Annotated in this window: 17 protein-coding genes and 2 tRNA genes; 8 read left to right on the top strand and 11 right to left on the bottom strand. The window is 68.3% G+C overall.

The window, feature by feature from the left end; translation table 11 throughout:
* Positions 1 to 4 precede the first annotated feature (4 nt).
* The 5 genes from B0B15_RS02455 to pknB are packed head-to-tail and all read left to right on the top strand — an operon-like array spanning position 5 to position 7654.
* Positions 5 to 1243 carry a PP2C family protein-serine/threonine phosphatase gene (locus B0B15_RS02455; RefSeq protein ID WP_076673123.1) on the top strand — a complete coding sequence of 413 codons (1239 nt, stop codon included), beginning with the start codon at positions 5 to 7 and terminating at the stop codon, positions 1241 to 1243.
* The gene (locus B0B15_RS02450; RefSeq protein WP_076673122.1) at positions 1240 to 2643 is read left to right on the top strand and encodes an FtsW/RodA/SpoVE family cell cycle protein; all 1404 of its coding nucleotides are present in this window, start codon (positions 1240 to 1242) and stop codon (positions 2641 to 2643) included. The genes B0B15_RS02455 and B0B15_RS02450 overlap by 4 nt, the downstream gene beginning before the upstream one ends.
* A 40-nt stretch (positions 2644 to 2683) precedes the next feature.
* Positions 2684 to 4138 carry a peptidoglycan D,D-transpeptidase FtsI family protein gene (locus B0B15_RS02445; protein ID WP_076673121.1) on the top strand — a complete coding sequence of 485 codons (1455 nt, stop codon included), beginning with the start codon at positions 2684 to 2686 and terminating at the stop codon, positions 4136 to 4138.
* The gene (locus B0B15_RS02440; RefSeq protein ID WP_076673120.1) at positions 4135 to 5922 is read left to right on the top strand and encodes a serine/threonine-protein kinase; all 1788 of its coding nucleotides are present in this window, start codon (positions 4135 to 4137) and stop codon (positions 5920 to 5922) included. The genes B0B15_RS02445 and B0B15_RS02440 overlap by 4 nt, the downstream gene beginning before the upstream one ends.
* 31 nt (positions 5923 to 5953) lie before the next feature.
* Entirely contained in the window at positions 5954 to 7654 is a 1701-nt protein-coding gene (pknB, locus tag B0B15_RS02435; RefSeq protein WP_076673119.1) for a Stk1 family PASTA domain-containing Ser/Thr kinase, read from the top strand.
* Here pknB and B0B15_RS02430 read toward each other — a convergent pair.
* From B0B15_RS02430 to B0B15_RS02425, 3 genes are read right to left on the bottom strand one after another with little or no spacing between them, the layout of a single operon-like run.
* A complete protein-coding gene (locus B0B15_RS02430; RefSeq protein ID WP_076673118.1) occupies positions 7626 to 8282 on the bottom strand; it encodes an anthranilate synthase component II in 657 nt (218 codons plus the stop codon). The two genes, pknB and B0B15_RS02430, sit on opposite strands and share 29 nt — an antisense overlap.
* Positions 8279 to 8434 (bottom strand): hypothetical protein, encoded by a 156-nt coding sequence (locus B0B15_RS16710; protein ID WP_256334149.1) that lies wholly within the window; start codon positions 8432 to 8434, stop codon positions 8279 to 8281. Before B0B15_RS16710 ends, B0B15_RS02430 begins: the two co-directional genes overlap by 4 nt.
* Complete coding sequence (locus B0B15_RS02425; RefSeq protein ID WP_076673117.1) at positions 8434 to 9216, bottom strand: class E sortase; 783 nt, start codon at positions 9214 to 9216, stop codon at positions 8434 to 8436. Before B0B15_RS02425 ends, B0B15_RS16710 begins: the two co-directional genes overlap by 1 nt.
* Before the next feature lie 54 nt (positions 9217 to 9270).
* On the opposite strand from B0B15_RS02425, the gene B0B15_RS02420 reads away from it, so the two are divergent.
* Entirely contained in the window at positions 9271 to 9510 is a 240-nt protein-coding gene (locus B0B15_RS02420; RefSeq protein ID WP_076673116.1) for a cell division protein CrgA, read from the top strand.
* 51 nt (positions 9511 to 9561) lie between these two features.
* On the opposite strand, the gene B0B15_RS02415 is transcribed toward B0B15_RS02420, so the two are convergent.
* Together B0B15_RS02415 and B0B15_RS02410 are read right to left on the bottom strand one after the other, a co-directional pair.
* On the bottom strand, positions 9562 to 10488 hold the full coding sequence (locus tag B0B15_RS02415; RefSeq protein ID WP_076673115.1) for a rhomboid family intramembrane serine protease: 927 nt from the start codon (positions 10486 to 10488) through the stop codon (positions 9562 to 9564).
* 17 nt (positions 10489 to 10505) lie between these two features.
* Positions 10506 to 11063, bottom strand: a complete 558-nt coding sequence (locus B0B15_RS02410) for a peptidylprolyl isomerase (RefSeq protein WP_076673114.1) — start codon at positions 11061 to 11063, stop codon at positions 10506 to 10508.
* A gap of 101 nt (positions 11064 to 11164) precedes the next feature.
* On the opposite strand from B0B15_RS02410, the gene B0B15_RS02405 reads away from it, so the two are divergent.
* Complete coding sequence (locus B0B15_RS02405; RefSeq protein WP_076673113.1) at positions 11165 to 11737, top strand: DNA helicase; 573 nt, start codon at positions 11165 to 11167, stop codon at positions 11735 to 11737.
* Positions 11734 to 12207, top strand: a complete 474-nt coding sequence (locus B0B15_RS02400; RefSeq protein ID WP_076675095.1) for an aminoacyl-tRNA deacylase — start codon at positions 11734 to 11736, stop codon at positions 12205 to 12207. Before B0B15_RS02405 ends, B0B15_RS02400 begins: the two co-directional genes overlap by 4 nt.
* A 6-nt stretch (positions 12208 to 12213) precedes the next feature.
* Here the strand turns inward: B0B15_RS02400 and B0B15_RS02395 are convergent, their stop codons facing one another.
* The 6 genes from B0B15_RS02395 to gyrB form a co-directional block, all read right to left on the bottom strand.
* Positions 12214 to 12645: an NUDIX hydrolase gene (locus tag B0B15_RS02395; protein ID WP_076673112.1), complete on the bottom strand. Its 432-nt coding sequence runs from the start codon at positions 12643 to 12645 to the stop codon at positions 12214 to 12216.
* Between the two features lie 128 nt (positions 12646 to 12773).
* Positions 12774 to 12846 (bottom strand) — tRNA-Ala (locus B0B15_RS02390).
* 14 nt (positions 12847 to 12860) lie between these two features.
* Positions 12861 to 12934 (bottom strand) — tRNA-Ile (locus B0B15_RS02385).
* Between the two features lie 65 nt (positions 12935 to 12999).
* Complete coding sequence (locus B0B15_RS02380) at positions 13000 to 13401, bottom strand: DUF3566 domain-containing protein (protein WP_076673111.1); 402 nt, start codon at positions 13399 to 13401, stop codon at positions 13000 to 13002.
* A complete protein-coding gene (gyrA, locus tag B0B15_RS02375) occupies positions 13398 to 16025 on the bottom strand; it encodes a DNA gyrase subunit A (RefSeq protein ID WP_076673110.1) in 2628 nt (875 codons plus the stop codon). Before gyrA ends, B0B15_RS02380 begins: the two co-directional genes overlap by 4 nt.
* A 57-nt stretch (positions 16026 to 16082) precedes the next feature.
* Complete coding sequence (gene gyrB, locus B0B15_RS02370) at positions 16083 to 18119, bottom strand: DNA topoisomerase (ATP-hydrolyzing) subunit B (protein WP_076673109.1); 2037 nt, start codon at positions 18117 to 18119, stop codon at positions 16083 to 16085.
* Positions 18120 to 18131 lie beyond the last annotated feature (12 nt).

The raw sequence follows: 18131 nt of genomic DNA, 5'->3' as shown, positions 1-18131 counted from the left end.
CCCCATGGTCTTCCAGGGCTCGAGTGCCGCCATCTCCCACACGGGCAAGGTGCGCTCCAACAATCAGGACTCCGGCTACGCCGGGTCCAATCTCTTCGTGGTCGCCGACGGCATGGGCGGACACGCCGGAGGTGACGTCGCCTCGAGCCTCGCGATCCACCGCCTGACCGAGCTCGATCAGCCCTTCGGCAGTCCCGCGCAGGCGGAACAGGCGATCCGCGACGCCCTCGCCGACACCGCCGCCGAGCTGATCGACACCGTCGCGCGCCGACCCGAGCTCGCCGGCATGGGCACCACCGTCAGCGCCCTGGTCATGGTCGACGACTACGCCGTCATCGGACACATCGGCGACTCGCGCATCTACCTGTACCGCGACGACACGCTCACGCAGATCACGGCCGACCACACCTTCGTGCAGCGCCTCGTCGACTCGGGCCGCATCACCCCCGAAGAGGCGCGGTACCACCCCCGCCGTTCCGTCCTCATGCGCGTGCTCGGCGACATGGATCCCGACCCCGAGGTCGACAGCTTCATCATGCCGACGCAGGACGGCGACCGCTGGCTGCTGTGCTCCGACGGGCTCTCGGGCGTCGTCGACGACCCGCACACGGCCAGGACGCTCGCCCTCGGCATGCCCCCGGCCCGCACGGCCGACGCCCTTCTCAAGCAGGCGCTCGACGGTGGCGCGCCCGACAACGTCACCGTCGTGCTCGTCGACGTGGGCGGTCAGCATCCGGTGTTCATCGGCACCCCCGCCATCGTCGGCTCCGCCTCCAACCCCAGCGGCGTCGTGGTCCCCGCGGCACGGCCGAGCCGGCCGAACTGGCTGCACCACGCCCGGCAGGTCGCCAATGAGCCGACTCACTTCGAGCCCGCCGCCGAATTCCTCGAGGAGCTCATCGAGGAGGACCGTCGCCGCGCGCGCCGTCGCCGCTTCGGGTGGCTCGCGGCGCTGCTCGTCGTCCTGGCGGGCATCGGCGTCGCCCTGTTCGCCGGCTACAACTGGACGCAGACGCGGTACTACGTCGGCGCCGACGAGAATTCGGTCGTCATCTACCGCGGCATCCAGCAGTCCATCGGTCCGATCTCGCTGTCGACCGTCTACGAAGACACGAACATCGTGCTCGCCGATCTGTCGGATTTCGACCGTCAGACCGTCGAGGCCACGATCTCGGCCCGCTCGCTCTCCGACGCGGAGCTGATCGTCGACCGCCTGCGACCGGCGGCGGAGGGAAGCGGATGACCGACCAGAAGCAGACGCGCTCCCCCGACGCCGTGTCGACCGACACGGCCGTCATGCGCGCGCTCAAGAAGATGCGCGTCCCGGCGACGCAGCGCAATCGCGAGCTGGGTCTGCTCGTCTTCGCCATCGCCGTCTACGGCTCCGCGATCGCCCTCGTGCAGCTCGGAGCCACGGGCGCGGTCGACACCGGCTTCCTCACGCTCGCCGCCGTGCCGGCCGTGCTCGGCCTCGTGATCCACGTCGTGCTGCGTCTGCGCGTGCGCGACGCCGATCCGTTCGTGCTCCCCATCGCCACCGTCCTCACGGGCCTCGGCATCGCGATGATCTACCGCATCGACCTCGCCGATCAGAGCACCGGGTGGGATGCCACGGGCCACCGTCAGATCGCGTGGGCCGCCCTCGCGATGCTCTGCGCGCTGGCCGTGCTGATCTTCGTCCGCAACTATCGCGTGCTCTTCCGCTACACGTACCTCTCGGGCCTCGTCGGCATCCTGCTGCTCCTTCTGCCCTTCGTGCCGGGCCTGGGCACCGACCAGAACGCCGACGTCTGGGTCTCGCTCGGCTTCGTGTCGTTCCAGCCGGGCGAGCTGGCCAAGATCTGCCTGGCGATCTTCTTCGCCGGCTACCTCGTGCGCACCCGCGAGAGCCTCACCTCGACCGGCACGAGGTTCCTCTTCATGACCTGGCCGCGGGCCCGCGAGCTCGGCCCGGTACTGATCATCTGGCTCGTCTCGCTCGGCATCATCGTTCTGCAGCGCGACCTCGGAACCGGCCTGCTCATCTTCGGCATGTTCGTCGCGATGCTGTACGCCGCGACCGGCAAGACCAGCTGGGTCTTCATCGGCCTGATCCTGGTCGCCAGCGGCGCGTTCCTGGCATCCCGCGTGCTCCCCTACGTGCAGGGGCGCTTCGCCAACTGGCTCAATGCGTTCGATCAGGACGTCATCGACCGCGACGGCGGCAGCTACCAGCTGGTTCAGGGCATCTTCGGCTTGTCGCACGGCGGACTCTTCGGCACCGGGCTCGGTCAGGGCCGGCCGTACATCACGCCGCTGTCGCAGAGCGACTACATCATTCCCAGCCTGGGCGAGGAGCTCGGCCTGGTCGGGATCTTCGCGATCCTCGCGCTCTACATGGTGTTCACCAGCCGTGGCATCCGCGTCGGTCTCGCCGGACAGGACGACTTCGGCAAGCTCCTGGCGACCGGGTTCTCGTTCACGATCGCGCTGCAGGTGTTCATCATGGTCGGCGGCGTCACGCGCGTCATCCCGCTGACCGGTCTGACCACGCCGTTCCTCGCCGCCGGCGGATCCTCGCTGATCGCGAACTGGATCATCGTGGCGTTCCTGCTGCGCATCTCCGACGCCGTCCGTTCCCGTCCCCGGGTGGTGATCGGCTGATGCGCCGCGCCCCCACCGCCCCCCGATTCGAGGAGGCACCGTGACCAAAGAACTCCGACGCCTCAGCATCGTCATGCTCGCCATGTTCCTCGCGCTATTCGCCTCGACGAGCGTCATCCAGGTGGTGCAGGCGAACGCGCTGACCAACACCCAGGGCAACACCCGCGCCCTCTACGACTCCTACGAGATCCAGCGCGGCTCCATCATCGTCAGCGGAACGCCGATCGCTCAGTCGGTCCCGTCCGACGACGTCTACAGCTGGCAGCGCCAATACACGGATGCCGACATGTGGGCGCCCGTGACCGGGTACATGAACCCGGTCCTCGACGCGAAGACGAACATCGAGTCCGCAGAGAACAGCGTGCTCAGCGGCTCCGACTCCAACCAGTTCTTCTCGCGCATCGACCGGGCGATCACGGGTCAGGCCCCGCGCGGATCGAACGTCGAGCTCTCGCTCGACGCCGACGTGCAGAAGGCCGCGTGGGACGCCCTCGGCGATCAGCAGGGCGCCGTCGTCGCCATCGAGCCCTCGACCGGACGCATCCTGGCCATGGTCTCCAAGCCGAGCTACGACACGAACATCCTCGCCTCCCACGACACGGATGCCGTGAACGCGGCGTACGACCAGCTCGTCGCCGACAGCGCGAAGCCGCTCGACAACCGCGCCATCGCGGGCAATCTGAACCCGCCGGGCTCGACGTTCAAGCTCGTCGTGGCCTCGGCCGCCCTGGCATCCGGCAAATACACGCCCGACTCGGCGTTCCCGAACCTCGCCGCCTACACGCTGCCGCAGTCCACCAACGTGGTCAGCAACGCGGGCGGCGGCACGTGCGGCGGGGGCGACACCGTGACGATCGCCACCGCGCTGCGCCTGAGCTGCAACATCCCGTTCGCCGAACTCGCGGTCGAGCTGGGCGACGACGCCATCCGCGCGGAGGCCGAGAAGTACGGCTTCAACGAGCAGTTCACGATGCCGCTGCAGTCGACCGCGTCGACCTATCCCGACAGCCCCAACGCTCCTCAGACCGCTCTGAGCGGCTTCGGTCAGGGCGATGTGCGCGCCACGCCCATGCAGATGGCGATGGTCTCCGCCGGCATCGCGAACGGCGGCGTGGTGATGAACCCGCGGATGGTCGATCGGGTCATCGAGCCCAACCTCTCGGTCACCGACGAGGGCTCCAATAGCGAGTTCGGCCGGGCTCTGGAGTCCGACATCGCGGCGCAGATGGTTTCGATGATGACGGCGAACGTCCAGGACGGCGCGGCATCGAATGCAAGAATAGACGGGGTCCAGGTGGCGGGTAAGACCGGCACCGCGGAGAACGATTCCCGTCCCTACACTCTCTGGTTCACCGGCTTCGCACCGGCGGACGACCCCCAGGTCGCCGTCGCCGTGGTGGTCGAAAACGGTGGAGGCCAGGGGCAGAGCGGGAGCGGCAACGAGATCGCCGCCCCGATAGCGAAGAAGGTCATGGAGGCGGTGCTGGGTAAATGAGACCGACACAGGGTGTGACCTTCGGCGGGCGGTACGAACTCGATTCGCGGATCGCGATCGGCGGCATGGGCGAGGTCTGGGAAGCGACCGACCACGTCATCGGGCGCACGGTCGCCATCAAGATCCTCAAAGACGAGTACATGGGTGACCCGGGCTTCCTCGAGCGCTTCCGCGCCGAGGCCCGTCACGCGGCCCTCGTCAACCACGAGGGCATCGCCAGTGTCTTCGACTACGGCGAGGAAGCCGGCAGCGCCTTCCTCGTGATGGAACTCGTCCCCGGTGAGGCCCTGTCCACGATCCTCGAGCGCGAAGGCTCGCTGTCGTCCGACAAGACGCTCGACATCGTCGCGCAGACCGCGGCCGCTCTCCAGGCCGCGCACGCTGCGGGCCTCGTGCACCGCGACATCAAGCCCGGCAACCTCCTCATCACCCCCGACGGCCGTGTCAAGATCACGGACTTCGGCATCGCGCGCATCGCCGACCAGGTGCCGCTCACCGCGACCGGTCAGGTCATGGGCACGGTGCAGTACCTCTCACCCGAGCAGGCCTCGGGTCACCCCGCATCTCCCGCCACCGACACCTACTCGCTCGGCATCGTCGCGTACGAGTGCCTGGCGGGCAAGCGTCCCTTCACGGGCGAGTCGCAGGTCGCCATCGCCATGGCGCAGATCAACGAGCAGCCCGCGCCGCTTCCGCCCACGGTCGCGGTCCCGGTGCAGAACCTCGTGATGGCGATGATCGCGAAGAAGCCCGAAGACCGCCCGGCCTCGTCCGCGGCCGTGTCGCGCGCCGCCGCGGCGCTTCGTCGCGGCGATCTCGCGGCCGCCGCCGCGGCCGTCCCGGCCGTCGCCGCGGGCACCGCCGCCGTCGACGACGCCACGCAGCTGCTGACGTCGGGACAGACCTCGGCCACCACGCGTCTGCTGCCCGCAGCGGGCGCTGCCGCCGGAGCGACGTCCCTTCTGACGGAGCAGCACACCGAGGAAGACGTCGAGCCGCAGAAGAAGAAGCGCAGCCCCTGGACGTGGCCGCTGGTCGCCCTCATCGTGCTACTGGCCCTGGTCCTGGGCGGAACGGTCTTCACCCTGCTTTCGAACCAGGACGAGCCCGACGCGGCATCCTCCAGCACCGCGCCGAGCTCGGCGGCGCCCAGCACCCCCGCCTCGCCCTCCGCCTCGCCGACGCCGACGCAGTCGGCACAGCTCGTCGACGTCGACGCCCTCGACCTCGTCGGTCAGACCTGCGACGAGGCGCGCGAGACGCTGCGCCAGGCGAACCTCGGCGCGACGTGCGCCACCGGTACGGCAGCGGAGAACGCCGATCAGATCGGTCGCGTCTACATCGTCGACCCCACGGGCCGTAATCCCGAGGGCACGAACATCACCGTCACCGTCTACGGCGAAGAGACCCCGCTCCAGCAGCCCGGCGCCCCCACGCTTCCGAGCAGCTCCGTCACGGCCGGCAGCGACATCCAGGTGTCGTGGCAGCAGTACTCGTGCCCCGCCGGTACCGGCAGCGTCACGTCGTACGACTTCACGGCCACGAACGGCACGTTCGACACGAACGGGCAGTCCACGGCGTCGTTCTCCCCCGACGAGCGCAACGCGCAGCTGAAGGTGAGCAATTCCGCGGGCCAGACCCTGCGGGTGACGTACACCGTGAGCTGCTCGGGCACCGACCGCACCGCGGGGCCCTCGGGCGAGGCATCCGCCTCCATCACCGGTGGCAACACGCCGAGCCCCACCCCGACGGGCAACGGCGCCGGCGCCACCACCAAGCCCTGAGCTTCGATTCACCCTCACCGGGAGTTCCTTCGTGACCACTGAGACGCGCGTCCTGTCCGGACGCTACCGTGTCGACGACCTCATCGGTCGTGGCGGAATGGCGAGCGTCTACCGTGGCTACGACCAGACGCTCGGTCGGACGGTTGCCATCAAGATCCTCAAGGCCGATCTGGCCGGGGACGCCGCGTTCCGCACACGGTTCCGTCTCGAGGCGCAGGCGGCCTCGCGGATGGCGCACCCGACCATCGTCCGGGTCTTCGACGCGGGTGAAGACGTCGAGGTCGACATCGACGGTCGGGAACGCCCCGTCCCGTACATCGTCATGGAGCTGGTGCACGGCCGCCTGCTGAAGGAGATCATCGCCGAGGGTTCCGTGCCGGTCGACGACGCGCTGCGCTACGTCGACGGCATCCTCGAAGCCCTCGAGTACTCCCACCGTGCGGGTGTGGTGCACCGCGACATCAAGCCGGGCAACGTCATGATCACTGACGCCGGACGCGTGAAGGTCATGGACTTCGGCATCGCGCGCGCCGTCTCCGACTCGTCGTCGACGGTCGCCGAGACGACCGCGATCGTCGGCACGGCGGCGTACTTCTCGCCCGAACAGGCCAAGGGCGAGTCCGTCGACGCCCGCGCCGACCTGTACTCCACCGGTGTCGTGCTCTACGAGCTGCTCACCGGTCGTCCGCCCTTCCGCGGCGAGACGCCCGTAGCGGTCGCCTACCAGCACGTCAGCGAAGCGCCCCTGCCGCCGAGCGAGATCAACGAGGCCATTCCGCGTGCGCTCGACGCGATCGTGCTCCGCGCCCTCGCGAAAGACCCGTTCCAGCGCCCGCAGGATGCCGCGAGCTTCCGCGAGACGCTCGACGAGACCGCCGACGGCAAGGCGCCGACCAAGCGGCAGATGTCGGCGCTGTCGAACGAGCTGTACGGCCCCAACCCCCGCCAGGCCGCGGAGACCGCGCGGTCGCTGCGCCAGCTGAGCACCGACACGACCATGCGTCGCACCCAGCCCGGCCCCCCGGTGGCCTGGATCTGGGCCGGGGTCACCGTCCTCGCCGTCCTCCTCGTCGCCGTCCTCATCTGGGTGATGCAGATCCAGCCCGACAACGACGTGCCCACGACGTCTTTCTCCGTGCCCGACGTCGTCGACATGTCCTACGACCGCGCCGTCGAAACGCTTGAGGCGCAGCAGCTGACGGCGAGCCGCGTGAACGAACCCGACGAGACCATCGCCGCGGGCAACGTCACGCGCACCACGCCCGACTCGGGTACCACCGTGGCATCCGGCCAGCAGGTCACCGTCTACGTGTCGACCGGTCCCGACACTGCGACCGTCCCCTCGTTGGAGGGGATTTCAGAGACCGAGGCGCGGAACGCCCTGCAAGCCGCCGGCCTCTCGGTCGGCTCGATCCGCCGCACCACCGACCCCGCCCTCGCCGCCGGCACCGTGATCTCCGCGAGCGCCGATGCCGAGTCGCAACTGGCCAAGGGGACCGCGGTCAACCTCGTCGTCGCCAGCGGGCAGGTCGTCATCGTCAACTACACGGGCTACACGCTCGATGCCGCCAAGCGCGAGCTCGAGTCGGACAGCAAGCAGTTGACCGTCCTGACCCAGGAAGACACCGGATGCCGCGCCACCACGCCGCAGACGGTGAGCGGTCAGTCGCTCGCCCCCGGCGAGGTGCCGGTGCACAGCGAGATCACGCTGACGGTCTGCTCGGGCTCCTGAGCCCGCGCGGACGCAGCTGCGCCGCACGCTCCACGGCTCCCGTGAGCCCGGCTTCCTCCAGCCACCGCCCGAGGAGCGCGTGGCCCCCCTCGGTCAGAACGCTCTCGGGGTGGAACTGCACGCCCTCGATCGGCGAGGAGCGGTGGCGGATGCCCATGATGACCCCGCTGTCCGTACGCGCCGTCACCTCGAGCGAAGCCGGCACGGTGGCCGGGTCCACCGCGAGGGAGTGGTAGCGGGTCGCCGCGAAACCGTCGGGCAGGTCGGCGAACACGCCCCCGCCCTCATGGTGGACGACGCTCGTGATCCCGTGCAGCAACTCGGGGGCGTGACCCACCCGCGCGCCGAAGGCCGCCGCGATGGCCTGATGGCCGAGACACACGCCGAGCAGAGGGATGCCGAGCTCCGCTGCGTCGCGCACCACCGAGACGGAGCACCCGGCGTCGTCGGGATGCCCGGGACCGGGCGAGATGAGGATCGCGTCGGCCCCGTCGCGGATCACTGCCGGCGTTTCCGGGTCGTCGGCTGCCGTGAGCACGGTGTCGGCCCCGAGGTCGCGGAGGTACCCGACGAGGGTGTGGACGAAGCTGTCGCGGTTGTCGACGACGACGACGCGCCAGGGGCTCACTCGACCGTGACCTCCTGTGGGTAGACGATGTCGCTGACCCAGGGGAACACGTAGAAGAACAGCCCGTAGAGGACGGCGGCCAGCAGCACCAGCACGATGAGCAGTCGCACCCACCACGGGCCGGGGAGGACGCGCCAGAGGGCTCCGTACATCAGGCAGCTCCAGAGGTGAGGGACGTGGGCGGGCCGGCATCCGTGCGTGGGGTGTACGACTCGAAGACGCCGTAGGCGATCGCACGCTCCGAGAAGCCGTACCGCGGGCTGCAGGTCGTCATCGTCATGATCCGGTCGGTCGCCTCAATCTGCGGCTGCTGCGGGAAGGGGAGCAGCACGTCGACGGCGTCGGGGCGCACGTACTCGAGGTTGCGGTAGCGGTACGTGTACCAGCCGGTCTCGGTCTCGATCACGATGGCGTCGCCGATATGCAGCGAGGGGAGGTCGGCGAACGGCGCCCCGTGGCTGCCTCGATGACCGGCGATGGCGAAGTTGCCGAGCTGACCGGGCATGGCCGTATCGGGGTAGTGTCCGAGGCCGATCGGGTCGAGGGTGCGCGACGCGCTCACACCCCCGGCGAGGCGGAACTGGTAGTCGGATCCCAAGCGCGGGATGCGGACGACGCCGAAGATCTGCGCGTCGTCCGGCTGCGCCATCGCCGGCGGATCGGTCGTCGGCGGGAGACCGGGCACGCCGGTGGCGCTGGGGGCCGGCGGCAGGGGGTCGGCGGCCCACGAGTCCGTGATGTCGCGCGCCTCGTTCTTGAATTGCGACCCGATGATCACGTCGCCGATCCACAGCTGCCAGACGACGAAGAGCAGGACGAGCACACCCGCCGTCACGAGGAGATCTCCGATCACCCCGACGACGGAGAGCCCACGGCGCGGCGCACGTGCACGCCGCCTGCTCCGGCGGGTCTGCGGCGATGTGACCGTGTGCACGAGGCGAGTCTAGTTCCGTGGGTTCGGGCAGACCTGAGCATTAGACTGTGCCGCATGGCTCGAACTGGCAAAGGCGAAGACCCGATCGCCGAACGCAACGACGGTGGATCCGCCCCGAACCCGGTGTGGTTCCTGCCCATCATGATCGGCCTGATGCTGATCGGCCTCGTCTGGGTGCTGGTGTTCTACCTCAGCAACTCGCAGTTCCCCATCCCGGGCATCGGGCCCTGGAACCTGGTCATCGGCTTCGGAATCGCTTTCGTGGGCTTCCTCATGACCACCCGCTGGCGCTGACTTACACTCGTGTAATTCATCCCCACCTGTGGATGAGGCTGTGGATAACCCTCAGAAGTAGACCACCGCGGGAATCGCCAGCAGCGCGACGAGCACCACGCTGAAGGTGATGAGCAATCCGGTCTGCAGTGCGCGCTGGCGCTGTGCGCGCGTTCGGGAGTAGACGAAACCGACCACGGCGCCCGTCATCAGACCGCCCAGGTGCGCCTGCCACGAGATGCCGATGGCCGCGAGCGACGCGGCGAAATCGCCGGAGCCGATGGCGTTGACGCCGGCGAGGACGAACGGCCAGGCGAAGTTGATCGCGATGAGGATCGCGATGACACGGATGTCGGCACCGAGGTGCCGACCGATCACGAGCAACGCTCCGAACAGGGCGAAGATCGCACCGGATGCGCCGACCGTCCAGACCCCGGGAGCGAGCAGCGCGACCGCCACCGAGCCGCCGAGCGCTCCGATCAGGTAGAGGATCAGGAAGCGCGCGCGTCCGAGCAGCGGCTCGAGGCTGCGCCCGATGAACCACAGCGCGAGCATGTTGAGCGCCACGTGCAGGAAACCGCCGTGGACGAGTGCCACGGTCAGGAGGCGCCACGGCTGCAGCACCCCCGCCTGCGGAAGCACGAAAACGCTGTTGAACGCCAGAAGATCGGACAAGACGCTTCCAAGACCCGGGACGAGTCCGAGGATGTAGACCAGTCCGGTCACGGCGATGATGCCGAGCGTCATGGTCGGGCGCCCGGAGGAGACGACCGATATCGGGCGCGACGCCCAGCGGCGCTCCGCCTTCTTCTGAGCGGGGGTCTGCGTGGCGCGCTGCTGCGCCATGCATTCGGGACAGATGACTCCGACGGCGGCGGGCGTCCGGCACTCCGAGCACACGGTGCGCATGCACCGCTGGCACAGCACGAAGCTCTGCCGGTCAGGATGCCGGTAGCAGAAGTTGTCGCTGTTGCGACGGAACTCCTCGGTGGTGGACACCCGCCGCCGTCCGCGGGTCAGACCGAGACGACGTCGACCGACTGCAGCACGACGTCTGCCTTCGGCCGGTCCTGGGCACCGGTGGGGACTGCGGCGATGGCGTCGACGACCGCCTTCGACGCCTCGTCGGCGACTTCGCCGAAGATCGTGTGCTTGCCCTGGAGCCACGGAGTGGGGTCGGTGGTGATGAAGAACTGCGAGCCGTTCGTGCCCTCGGCCTGGCCCGTGATGGCGTTGCGGCGGAGACCGGCGTTGGCCATCGCGAGCTTGTACGGAGCGGTGAAGTCGAGCTCGGGGTGGATCTCGTCGTTGAAGGTGTATCCGGGTCCGCCGATCCCCTGACCGAGCGGGTCGCCGCCCTGGATCATGAAGTTGGGGATGATGCGGTGGAAGATGACGTCCTTGTACAGGGGACCCTCGCCCTTGGCGCCGGTGGCCGGGTTGGTCCATTCCTGCGTCCCGTCGGAGAGACCGATGAAGTTGCGGACGGTGCGCGGAGCGTGGTCACCGAAGAGGTTGACGACGATGTCGCCGTGGTTGGTGTGCAGGGTCGCGACGGCGGTGTGGTTGGCCATGGGTACATTCTCTCAGAGTTATCTGCAAGGGTCGGCGGCGCGGACGGCCCGTTCTGGCAAGATGAGGGCAACGTACATCCCATCGACAGGGAGGATGAGCCGTGGGCCTCAGCCGCAAGAGCAAGAAGGAACTGCGCAAGCTCCAGAAGCACGCCGCGAAGGTGTGGGAGTCGCAGCAGGTGCTGCTGGGCGAGAGCGGGAAGGTCGCTCGTGAAGCCGGCCACCAGCTCGGTCGCTTCAGCCGCGAAGATCTCGTCCCCGCCGTGCAGGACGGCTACAGCAAGTACGCCGCGCCGTACGTCGACAAGAGCGTGAAGTACAGCAACCGCTTCCTCAGCAACAAGGTCGTCCCGGCCGCGGGTGCTGTCGTCGGCGGAGCGCTTTCGGTGTGGGACGCGGCGGGTGACACCCGTGACCGTCTCGCCAAGGGCAAGGGCTTCGAGCTCGACGCCCACAAGTACGCCAAGCGCGCCGAGAAGTACGGCAAGCAAGCCTCGAAGCGACTCTCCAAGAAGCTTCCGCCGCAGCATGACGGCATCGGCGCCGGTGGCGTCATCGCCATCATCCTCGGAGTGGTCGCCGCAGCCGGTGTCGCGTACGCCGCCTGGCAGACGCTGCGTGCCGACGACGAGCTGTGGGTGGCCGACGACCCGCTGCGCGCACCGGACGCGTGAGCGACCCCACCGTCAGAGTCAGAGAGGCCGCGCGCGAGCGCGGCCTCTCTGTCGATGTGCGCGAGCGCCCCGCCGCGTCCAGCCTCGACGAGGCGGCGGCTCTGCTCGGTATCCCGTCGGCATCCATCGTCAAGACGCTCGTCGTCAAGCGGTCCGACGACACGTACCTCTTCGCTCTCGTTCCCGGCGACCGGGCCATCTCGTGGCCGAAGCTCCGCGCCGTCGTCGGCGTGAACAAGCTCCGCTTGCCCGAACCCGACCTGGCTCTCGCCGCGACGGGCTACGAACGCGGCACGATCGTGCCCATCGGCAGCTCCACCGCCTGGCCGGTCTACGCCGACGAACGCATCGTGGGGACGCGCGTCGCCATGGGGGCCGGCGCGCACGGATACAGTCTCTTCGTCGACGCCGACGACCTGATCGCCGCGTACGGCGCTGTGGTGGCCGACATCACGACCGAGCGGGCCTGATCCCGTTCACGGCCGCGGCAGATCCGCCATGCGCAGCGCGATGTCCACCAGCTGCACCCTCCGCACCTTCCGCGCCGCGGCCACCGTGAACCATTCCGCGCGGTCCGTCGACCCGTCGGTCTCGAAACGCAGGCGCCCCCCGACGATGCGTGCGCGATAGACGATCCGCAGCGCGTGCAGGGGCTCCGCGGCCCCTTCCGCCAGCCGCGACTCGGCCGGGATGACCCGCGAGTGGATGCCGAGGAGCTCGCCGACGACGACCCGGAACCCGGTCTCCTCCCGGACCTCGCGACGTACGGCGTGCGCCGGATCCTCCCCGGGCTCGAGTCCGCCGCCGGGAAGCGTCCAGGCTGCCCGGCGGCCGTCGATCCAGTGCGCGAGCAGCACGCGTTCGTCGGCGTCGGTGATGACGGCGTACGCGGCGACCCGCATGTCCATGTGCAGACTCTATCGACCGTCGCCGCGTGGTCGACGCGCCTCCGTCATGCGGCAGCCGTATGGTGGCGGGTCATCGACGTCGATACGCGAAAAGCCGGTCCGAAGACCGGCTTCTCGTTTCGCGGATGTGGAGCCTAGGAGATTCGAACTCCTGACATCCTGCTTGCAAAGCAGGCGCTCTACCAGCTGAGCTAAGGCCCCGCGAGGGAAAGGGGTGGGGCTACCAGGACTTGAACCTGGGACCTCTTCATTATCAGTGAAGCGCTCTAACCGCCTGAGCTATAGCCCCGTCTCGCTGACGTGATGTCAACCTCGAAGACTTTACCGGACTTGCGAGGATTTGACGAATCGGCGTCAGTTCGAGGTGAAACCGACCAACAGGCCGCCGGTCACCTTCACGGCGAGGTTGTAGATGCCGGCCATCACGGCACCGAGGACCGTGACCACCACGAGGTTCAGAATGGCCACGATCGCCGCGAACGCCATCACCTGCGGCAGCCCGACGTACTGCGAGAGCGTCGCCCCGCCGTCGGTGAAGCTGGTGAAGAACTCGTCGAGCTTGGTGAGGAGCGTCGCCGAGACCACCAGGTAGATCAGGAAGTACGACACGACCGTCACGATCGCGAGAGCGACCGCCACCAGGAACGACAGCTTCACCGCCGACCAGAAGTCGATGTACACCAGGCGCAGTCGCACCTGCTTGGCAGGGGTCTTGTGAGTCGACTTCTTGGCGAGCTTGTCGGCTACCGTGCTCATGCGTCAGTACTTTCCTCGGGGGTCTCGGGAGTGGAGGCGGTGGCCCCGTCCGCATCGTCTGCGGGGGGCTCCGTGGTCGTCTCCGTCGTCTCGGCCAGGTTGCGCTCGGCGTTGCGGGCGATCGCGATGATCCTGTCGTCGCCTCCTGCGCGGGCGAAAACGACACCCATCGTGTCGCGGCCCTTGGCGGGCACCTCGGCCACGGAGGAGCGTACCACCTTGCCGCTGGCAAGAACCACAAGGACCTCGTCGCTCTCGGACACCATCATGCCGCCCGCGAGCACGCCGCGATCATCGGTCAGACGGGCCACCTTGATGCCCAATCCGCCGCGGTTCTGCATGCGGTACTCGGTCACCGCGGTGCGTTTGGCATAGCCGCCCTCGGTCACCACGAACACGAACTCGTCGTCCTTGGCGACGGATGCCGAGAGCAGACTGTCGCCCTCGCGGAAGTCCATGCCCTTCACGCCCGACGTCGAGCGACCCATCGGGCGCAGCGCGCTGTCGGTGGCGGAGAAGCGCAGCGACATGCCCAGGCGACTGATGAGGAGGATGTCGTCCCCCTCGTCGACCAGGAGCGCGCTGACGAGCTCGTCGGCGCCGGCCTGCTCGTCGTCGCCCTCGTCGGCGGTCTGCCCGCGCAGCTTGATGGCGATGACGCCACCCTGACGGTTGGTGTCGTACTCGTCGAGACGCGTCTTCTTCACGAGCCCGCCCCGGGTCGCGAGCACCAGGTAGGTCGCCACCTGGTAGTCGCGGATGTCGAGGATCTGCGCGATCTCCTCGTCGGGCTGCAGCGCCAGCAGGTTGGCGACGTGCTGACCCTTGGCATCCCGACCGGCTTCGGGAACCTCGTAGGCCTTCGAACGGTAGACCCGACCCTTGTTGGTGAAGAACAGCAGCCAGTGGTGGGTCGTCGTGACGAAGAAGTGCTCCACCACGTCGTCGGCGCGCAGCTGCGCGCCCTTCACGCCCTTGCCGCCGCGGTGCTGCGACCGGTAGTTGTCGCTGCGGGTGCGCTTGATGTAGCCGTCGCGGGTGACGGTGACCACCATCTCCTCTTCGGCGATGAGGTCTTCGAGCGACACGTCGCCGTCGAACCCGTGCATGATCTCGGTGCGACGGTCGTCTCCGAAGCGGTCGACGATGGCCGTCAGTTCGTCGCGGATGATCGTCCGCTGACGACCGGGAGTGGCGAGGATGTCGTTGTAGTCGGCGATGCGCGCTTCGAGCTCGGTCGCCTCGTCGACGATCTTCTGGCGCTCGAGGGCGGCGAGTCGGCGCAGCTGCATGTCGAGGATGGCCTGGGCCTGGACCTCGTCGATGTCGAGGAGCTTCTGCAGGCCCTCGTTGGCATCCTGAGCCGTGGGCGACCGGCGGATCAGCGCGATGACGTCGTCGAGCGCGTCGAGCGCCTTCAGGTAGCCGCGCAGGATGTGCATGCGCTCCTCCGCCTTGCGTAGGCGGTAGCGCGTCCGTCGGACGATGACCTCGATCTGGTGATCGATCCAGAGGCTGATGAAACCGTCGAGCGAGAGCGTGCGCGGCACGCCGTCGACGATCGCCAGCATGTTGGCGCCGAAGTTCTCCTGGAGCTGCGTGTGCTTGTACAGATTGTTCAGCACGACCTTCGCGACCGCGTCGCGCTTGAGCACGATGACCAGGCGCTGGCCCGTGCGGCCGGAGGTCTCGTCCCGGATGTCGGCGATGCCGGTGATCTTGCCCTCGCGGGCGAGGTCGCCGATCTTCACCGCGACGTTGTCGGGGTTGACCTGGTACGGCAGTTCGGTGATGACCAGGCACGTCCGGCCCTGGATCTCCTCGATGTTCACGACGGCGCGCATTGTGATCGAGCCGCGGCCGGTGCGGTACGCGTCCTTGATGCCGCGGGTGCCGAGGATCTGCGCCCGCGTGGGGAAATCGGGGCCGGGGATGCGCTGCATGAGAGCTTCGAGCAGCTCCTCGCGGGTGGCATCCGGGTTCTCGAGGGCCCACAGGGCCCCGGCGGAAACCTCTCGGAGGTTATGCGGCGGGATGTTCGTGGCCATACCGACCGCGATGCCGACCGAACCGTTGACCAGCAGGTTGGGGAAACGCGCCGGCAGGACCGTCGGCTCCTGGGTCTGTCCGTCGTAGTTGTCCTGGAAGTCGACGGTCTCTTCCTCGATGTCGCGCACCATCTCGAGCGCGAGAGGGGCCATCTTGGTCTCGGTGTACCGGGGCGCGGCCGCGCCCTGGTTGCCGGGTGAGCCGAAGTTGCCCTGGCCGAGTGCCAGGGGGTAGCGCAGCGACCACGGCTGCACGAGACGCACGAGGGCGTCGTAGATGGGGGCGTCACCGTGCGGGTGGTAGTGACCCATCACCTCGCCGACGACGCGCGCGCACTTCGAGAACGACTTGTCGGGGCGGAATCCGCCGTCGTACATGCCGTAGATCACGCGGCGGTGCACGGGCTTGAGGCCGTCGCGGACGTCGGGGAGCGCGCGACCGACGATGACGCTCATCGCGTAGTCGAGGTAGCTCCGCTGCATCTCGAGCTGCAGGTCGACCTGGTCGATCTTGCCGTGGTCGTGCACCGGCTCGCCCCGGACGTCGTCGGGTTCGGGGGTGGTGTCGTCAGCCATGTCTTCTCAGTTCCGTAGTGCGTTCGTCGTCTCGTGCCGTGTGTCGCGCCGGCGAGATCAGATGTCGAGGAAGCGGACGTCTTTCGCGTTGCGCTGGATGAAGCTGCGGCGGGACTCGACGTCCTCGCCCATCAGGACCGAGAAGATCTCGTCGGCCGCGGCGGCGTCGTCGATCGTGACCTGCTTGAGCGTGCGGGTCTGGGGGTCCATCGTGGTCTCCCAGAGCTCGTGGTCGTTCATCTCGCCGAGACCCTTGTAGCGCTGGATGCCGTTGTCCTTGGGGATGCGACGCCCCGAGGCCTGGCCGTCGACGAGCAGGGCGTCGCGCTCCCGGTCGCTGTAGGCGTACTCGTGCGGGTGGTTCGACCACTTGAGGCGGTACAGCGGCGGCTGCGCGAGGTAGACGTACCCGGCCTCGATCAGACCGCGCATGTAGCGGAACAGCAGCGTCAGCAGCAGCGTCGTGATGTGCTGGCCGTCGACGTCGGCATCGGCCATGAGCACGATCTTGTGGTAGCGGGCCTTGGCCATGTCAAAGTCTTCGCCGATGCCCGTGCCGAAGGCCTGGATCATCGCCTGGACTTCCTTGTTGCCCAGTGCCCGGTCGAGACGCGCGCGCTCGACGTTCAGGATCTTCCCGCGCAGCGCGAGGATCGCCTGCGTGTGCGGGTCCCGGCCCTGCACGGCCGAGCCGCCGGCGGAGTCACCCTCGACCAGGAAGATCTCGCTGATCGACGGGTCTTTCGAGGTGCAGTCCTTGAGCTTGTCGGGCATCGCCGCCGACTCGAACACGCTCTTGCGGCGGGCGGTCTCCCGCGCCTTGCGCGCTGCCAGACGCGCGGTGGCCGCATCGATCGCCTTGCGGATGATGTTCTTCGCCTGGCCGGGGTTACGGTCGAACCAGTCACCGAGCTTGTCGCCGACGACCTTCTGCACGAACGCGCGCGCCTCGGTGTTGCCGAGCTTGGTCTTCGTCTGCCCCTCGAACTGGGGCTCTGACAGCTTGACCGAGATGACGGCGGTCAAACCCTCGCGGATGTCGTCGCCGGTGAGGTTGTCGTCCTTCTCCTTGAGGAGGTTGTTCGCCCGGGCGTACCGGTTGACGAGGGTGGTCAGCGCCGCGCGGAAGCCCTCCTCGTGGGTGCCGCCCTCGTGGGTGTTGATCGTGTTCGCGTAGGTGAAGACGTTCTCGGTGTAGGCGGTCGTCCACTGCATCGCCAGCTCGAGGGCGATCTTGCGCTCGGTGTCCTCTGACTCGACCTCGATGATCTCATCGTTCACCACGTCGGCCTTGCGGACCCGGTTGAGGTGCTCGACGTAGTCGACGAGACCGCGCTCGTAGAGGAACGAGTCGTGGCGCGCTGCGGTGGTCTCCTCGCCGGGCTCGCCCTCGGTGATGACCGACTGCGGACGCTCGTCGCGCAGGCTGATGCGCAGCCCCTTGTTCAGGAACGCCATCTGCTGGAACCGCGTACGCAGGGTGTCGTAGTCGAAGTCGATCGTGTCGAAGATCGTGGCATCCGGCCAGAACGTGATCGAGGTGCCGGTCGCCTCGCTCTCCTCGCCCTGCTCGAGGGGGGCCAGCGGCACGCCGCCATTGCGGAACGACTGACGCCACACGTGTCCCTGACGCTGCACCTCGACCTCGAGGCGGGTCGAGAGGGCGTTCACCACCGAGGAACCCACGCCGTGCAGACCGCCCGAGACCGCGTAGCCGCCGCCGCCGAACTTGCCACCGGCGTGCAGCACGGTGAGCACGACCTCGACCGTCGACTTACCCTCGGTGCGATGCATGTCGACGGGGATGCCGCGGCCGTTGTCGACCACGCGGACGGCGCCGTCGCTGAGGATCGTGACGTCGATGGTGTCGCAGTAGCCAGCGAGGGCCTCGTCGACGGAGTTGTCGACGATCTCTTGCACCAGGTGGTGAAGGCCGCGCTCGCCCGTGGAGCCGATGTACATACCGGGGCGCTTGCGGACGGCCTCGAGGCCTTCGAGCACCTGGATGGCGTCTGCCCCGTACTCGTTGGGAACCTTCGCGGCCGGCGTCGCTTGGGGTTCCTCGGAAACGGTGTCGGGGTTTTCGGACGTCATGAGTGAACGCGC

The organism is Microbacterium sp. RU1D (assembly GCF_900156435.1).
In the GTDB taxonomy this organism is placed as follows: Bacteria; Actinomycetota; Actinomycetes; order Actinomycetales; family Microbacteriaceae; genus Microbacterium.
Note: the sequence above shows the minus strand (reverse complement) of the source record. Positions and strands in the feature narration are given on the sequence as shown.

What these genes read in the sequence shown, in the direction of transcription:
- B0B15_RS02455 (WP_076673123.1), top strand. Translation starts at nt 5, where the DNA reads ATGGTCTTCCAGGGCTCGAGTGCCGCCATCTCCCACACGGGCAAGGTG.
- B0B15_RS02450 (WP_076673122.1), top strand. Translation starts at nt 1,240, where the DNA reads ATGACCGACCAGAAGCAGACGCGCTCCCCCGACGCCGTGTCGACCGAC.
- B0B15_RS02440 (WP_076673120.1), top strand. Translation starts at nt 4,135, where the DNA reads ATGAGACCGACACAGGGTGTGACCTTCGGCGGGCGGTACGAACTCGAT.
- B0B15_RS16710 (WP_256334149.1), bottom strand. Translation starts at nt 8,434, where the DNA reads ATGTACGGAGCCCTCTGGCGCGTCCTCCCCGGCCCGTGGTGGGTGCGA.
- B0B15_RS02420 (WP_076673116.1), top strand. Translation starts at nt 9,271, where the DNA reads ATGGCTCGAACTGGCAAAGGCGAAGACCCGATCGCCGAACGCAACGAC.
- B0B15_RS02410 (WP_076673114.1), bottom strand. Translation starts at nt 11,063, where the DNA reads ATGGCCAACCACACCGCCGTCGCGACCCTGCACACCAACCACGGCGAC.
- B0B15_RS02395 (WP_076673112.1), bottom strand. Translation starts at nt 12,645, where the DNA reads ATGGACATGCGGGTCGCCGCGTACGCCGTCATCACCGACGCCGACGAA.
- B0B15_RS02380 (WP_076673111.1), bottom strand. Translation starts at nt 13,401, where the DNA reads ATGAGCACGGTAGCCGACAAGCTCGCCAAGAAGTCGACTCACAAGACC.
- gyrA (WP_076673110.1), bottom strand. Translation starts at nt 16,025, where the DNA reads ATGGCTGACGACACCACCCCCGAACCCGACGACGTCCGGGGCGAGCCG.
- gyrB (WP_076673109.1), bottom strand. Translation starts at nt 18,119, where the DNA reads ATGACGTCCGAAAACCCCGACACCGTTTCCGAGGAACCCCAAGCGACG.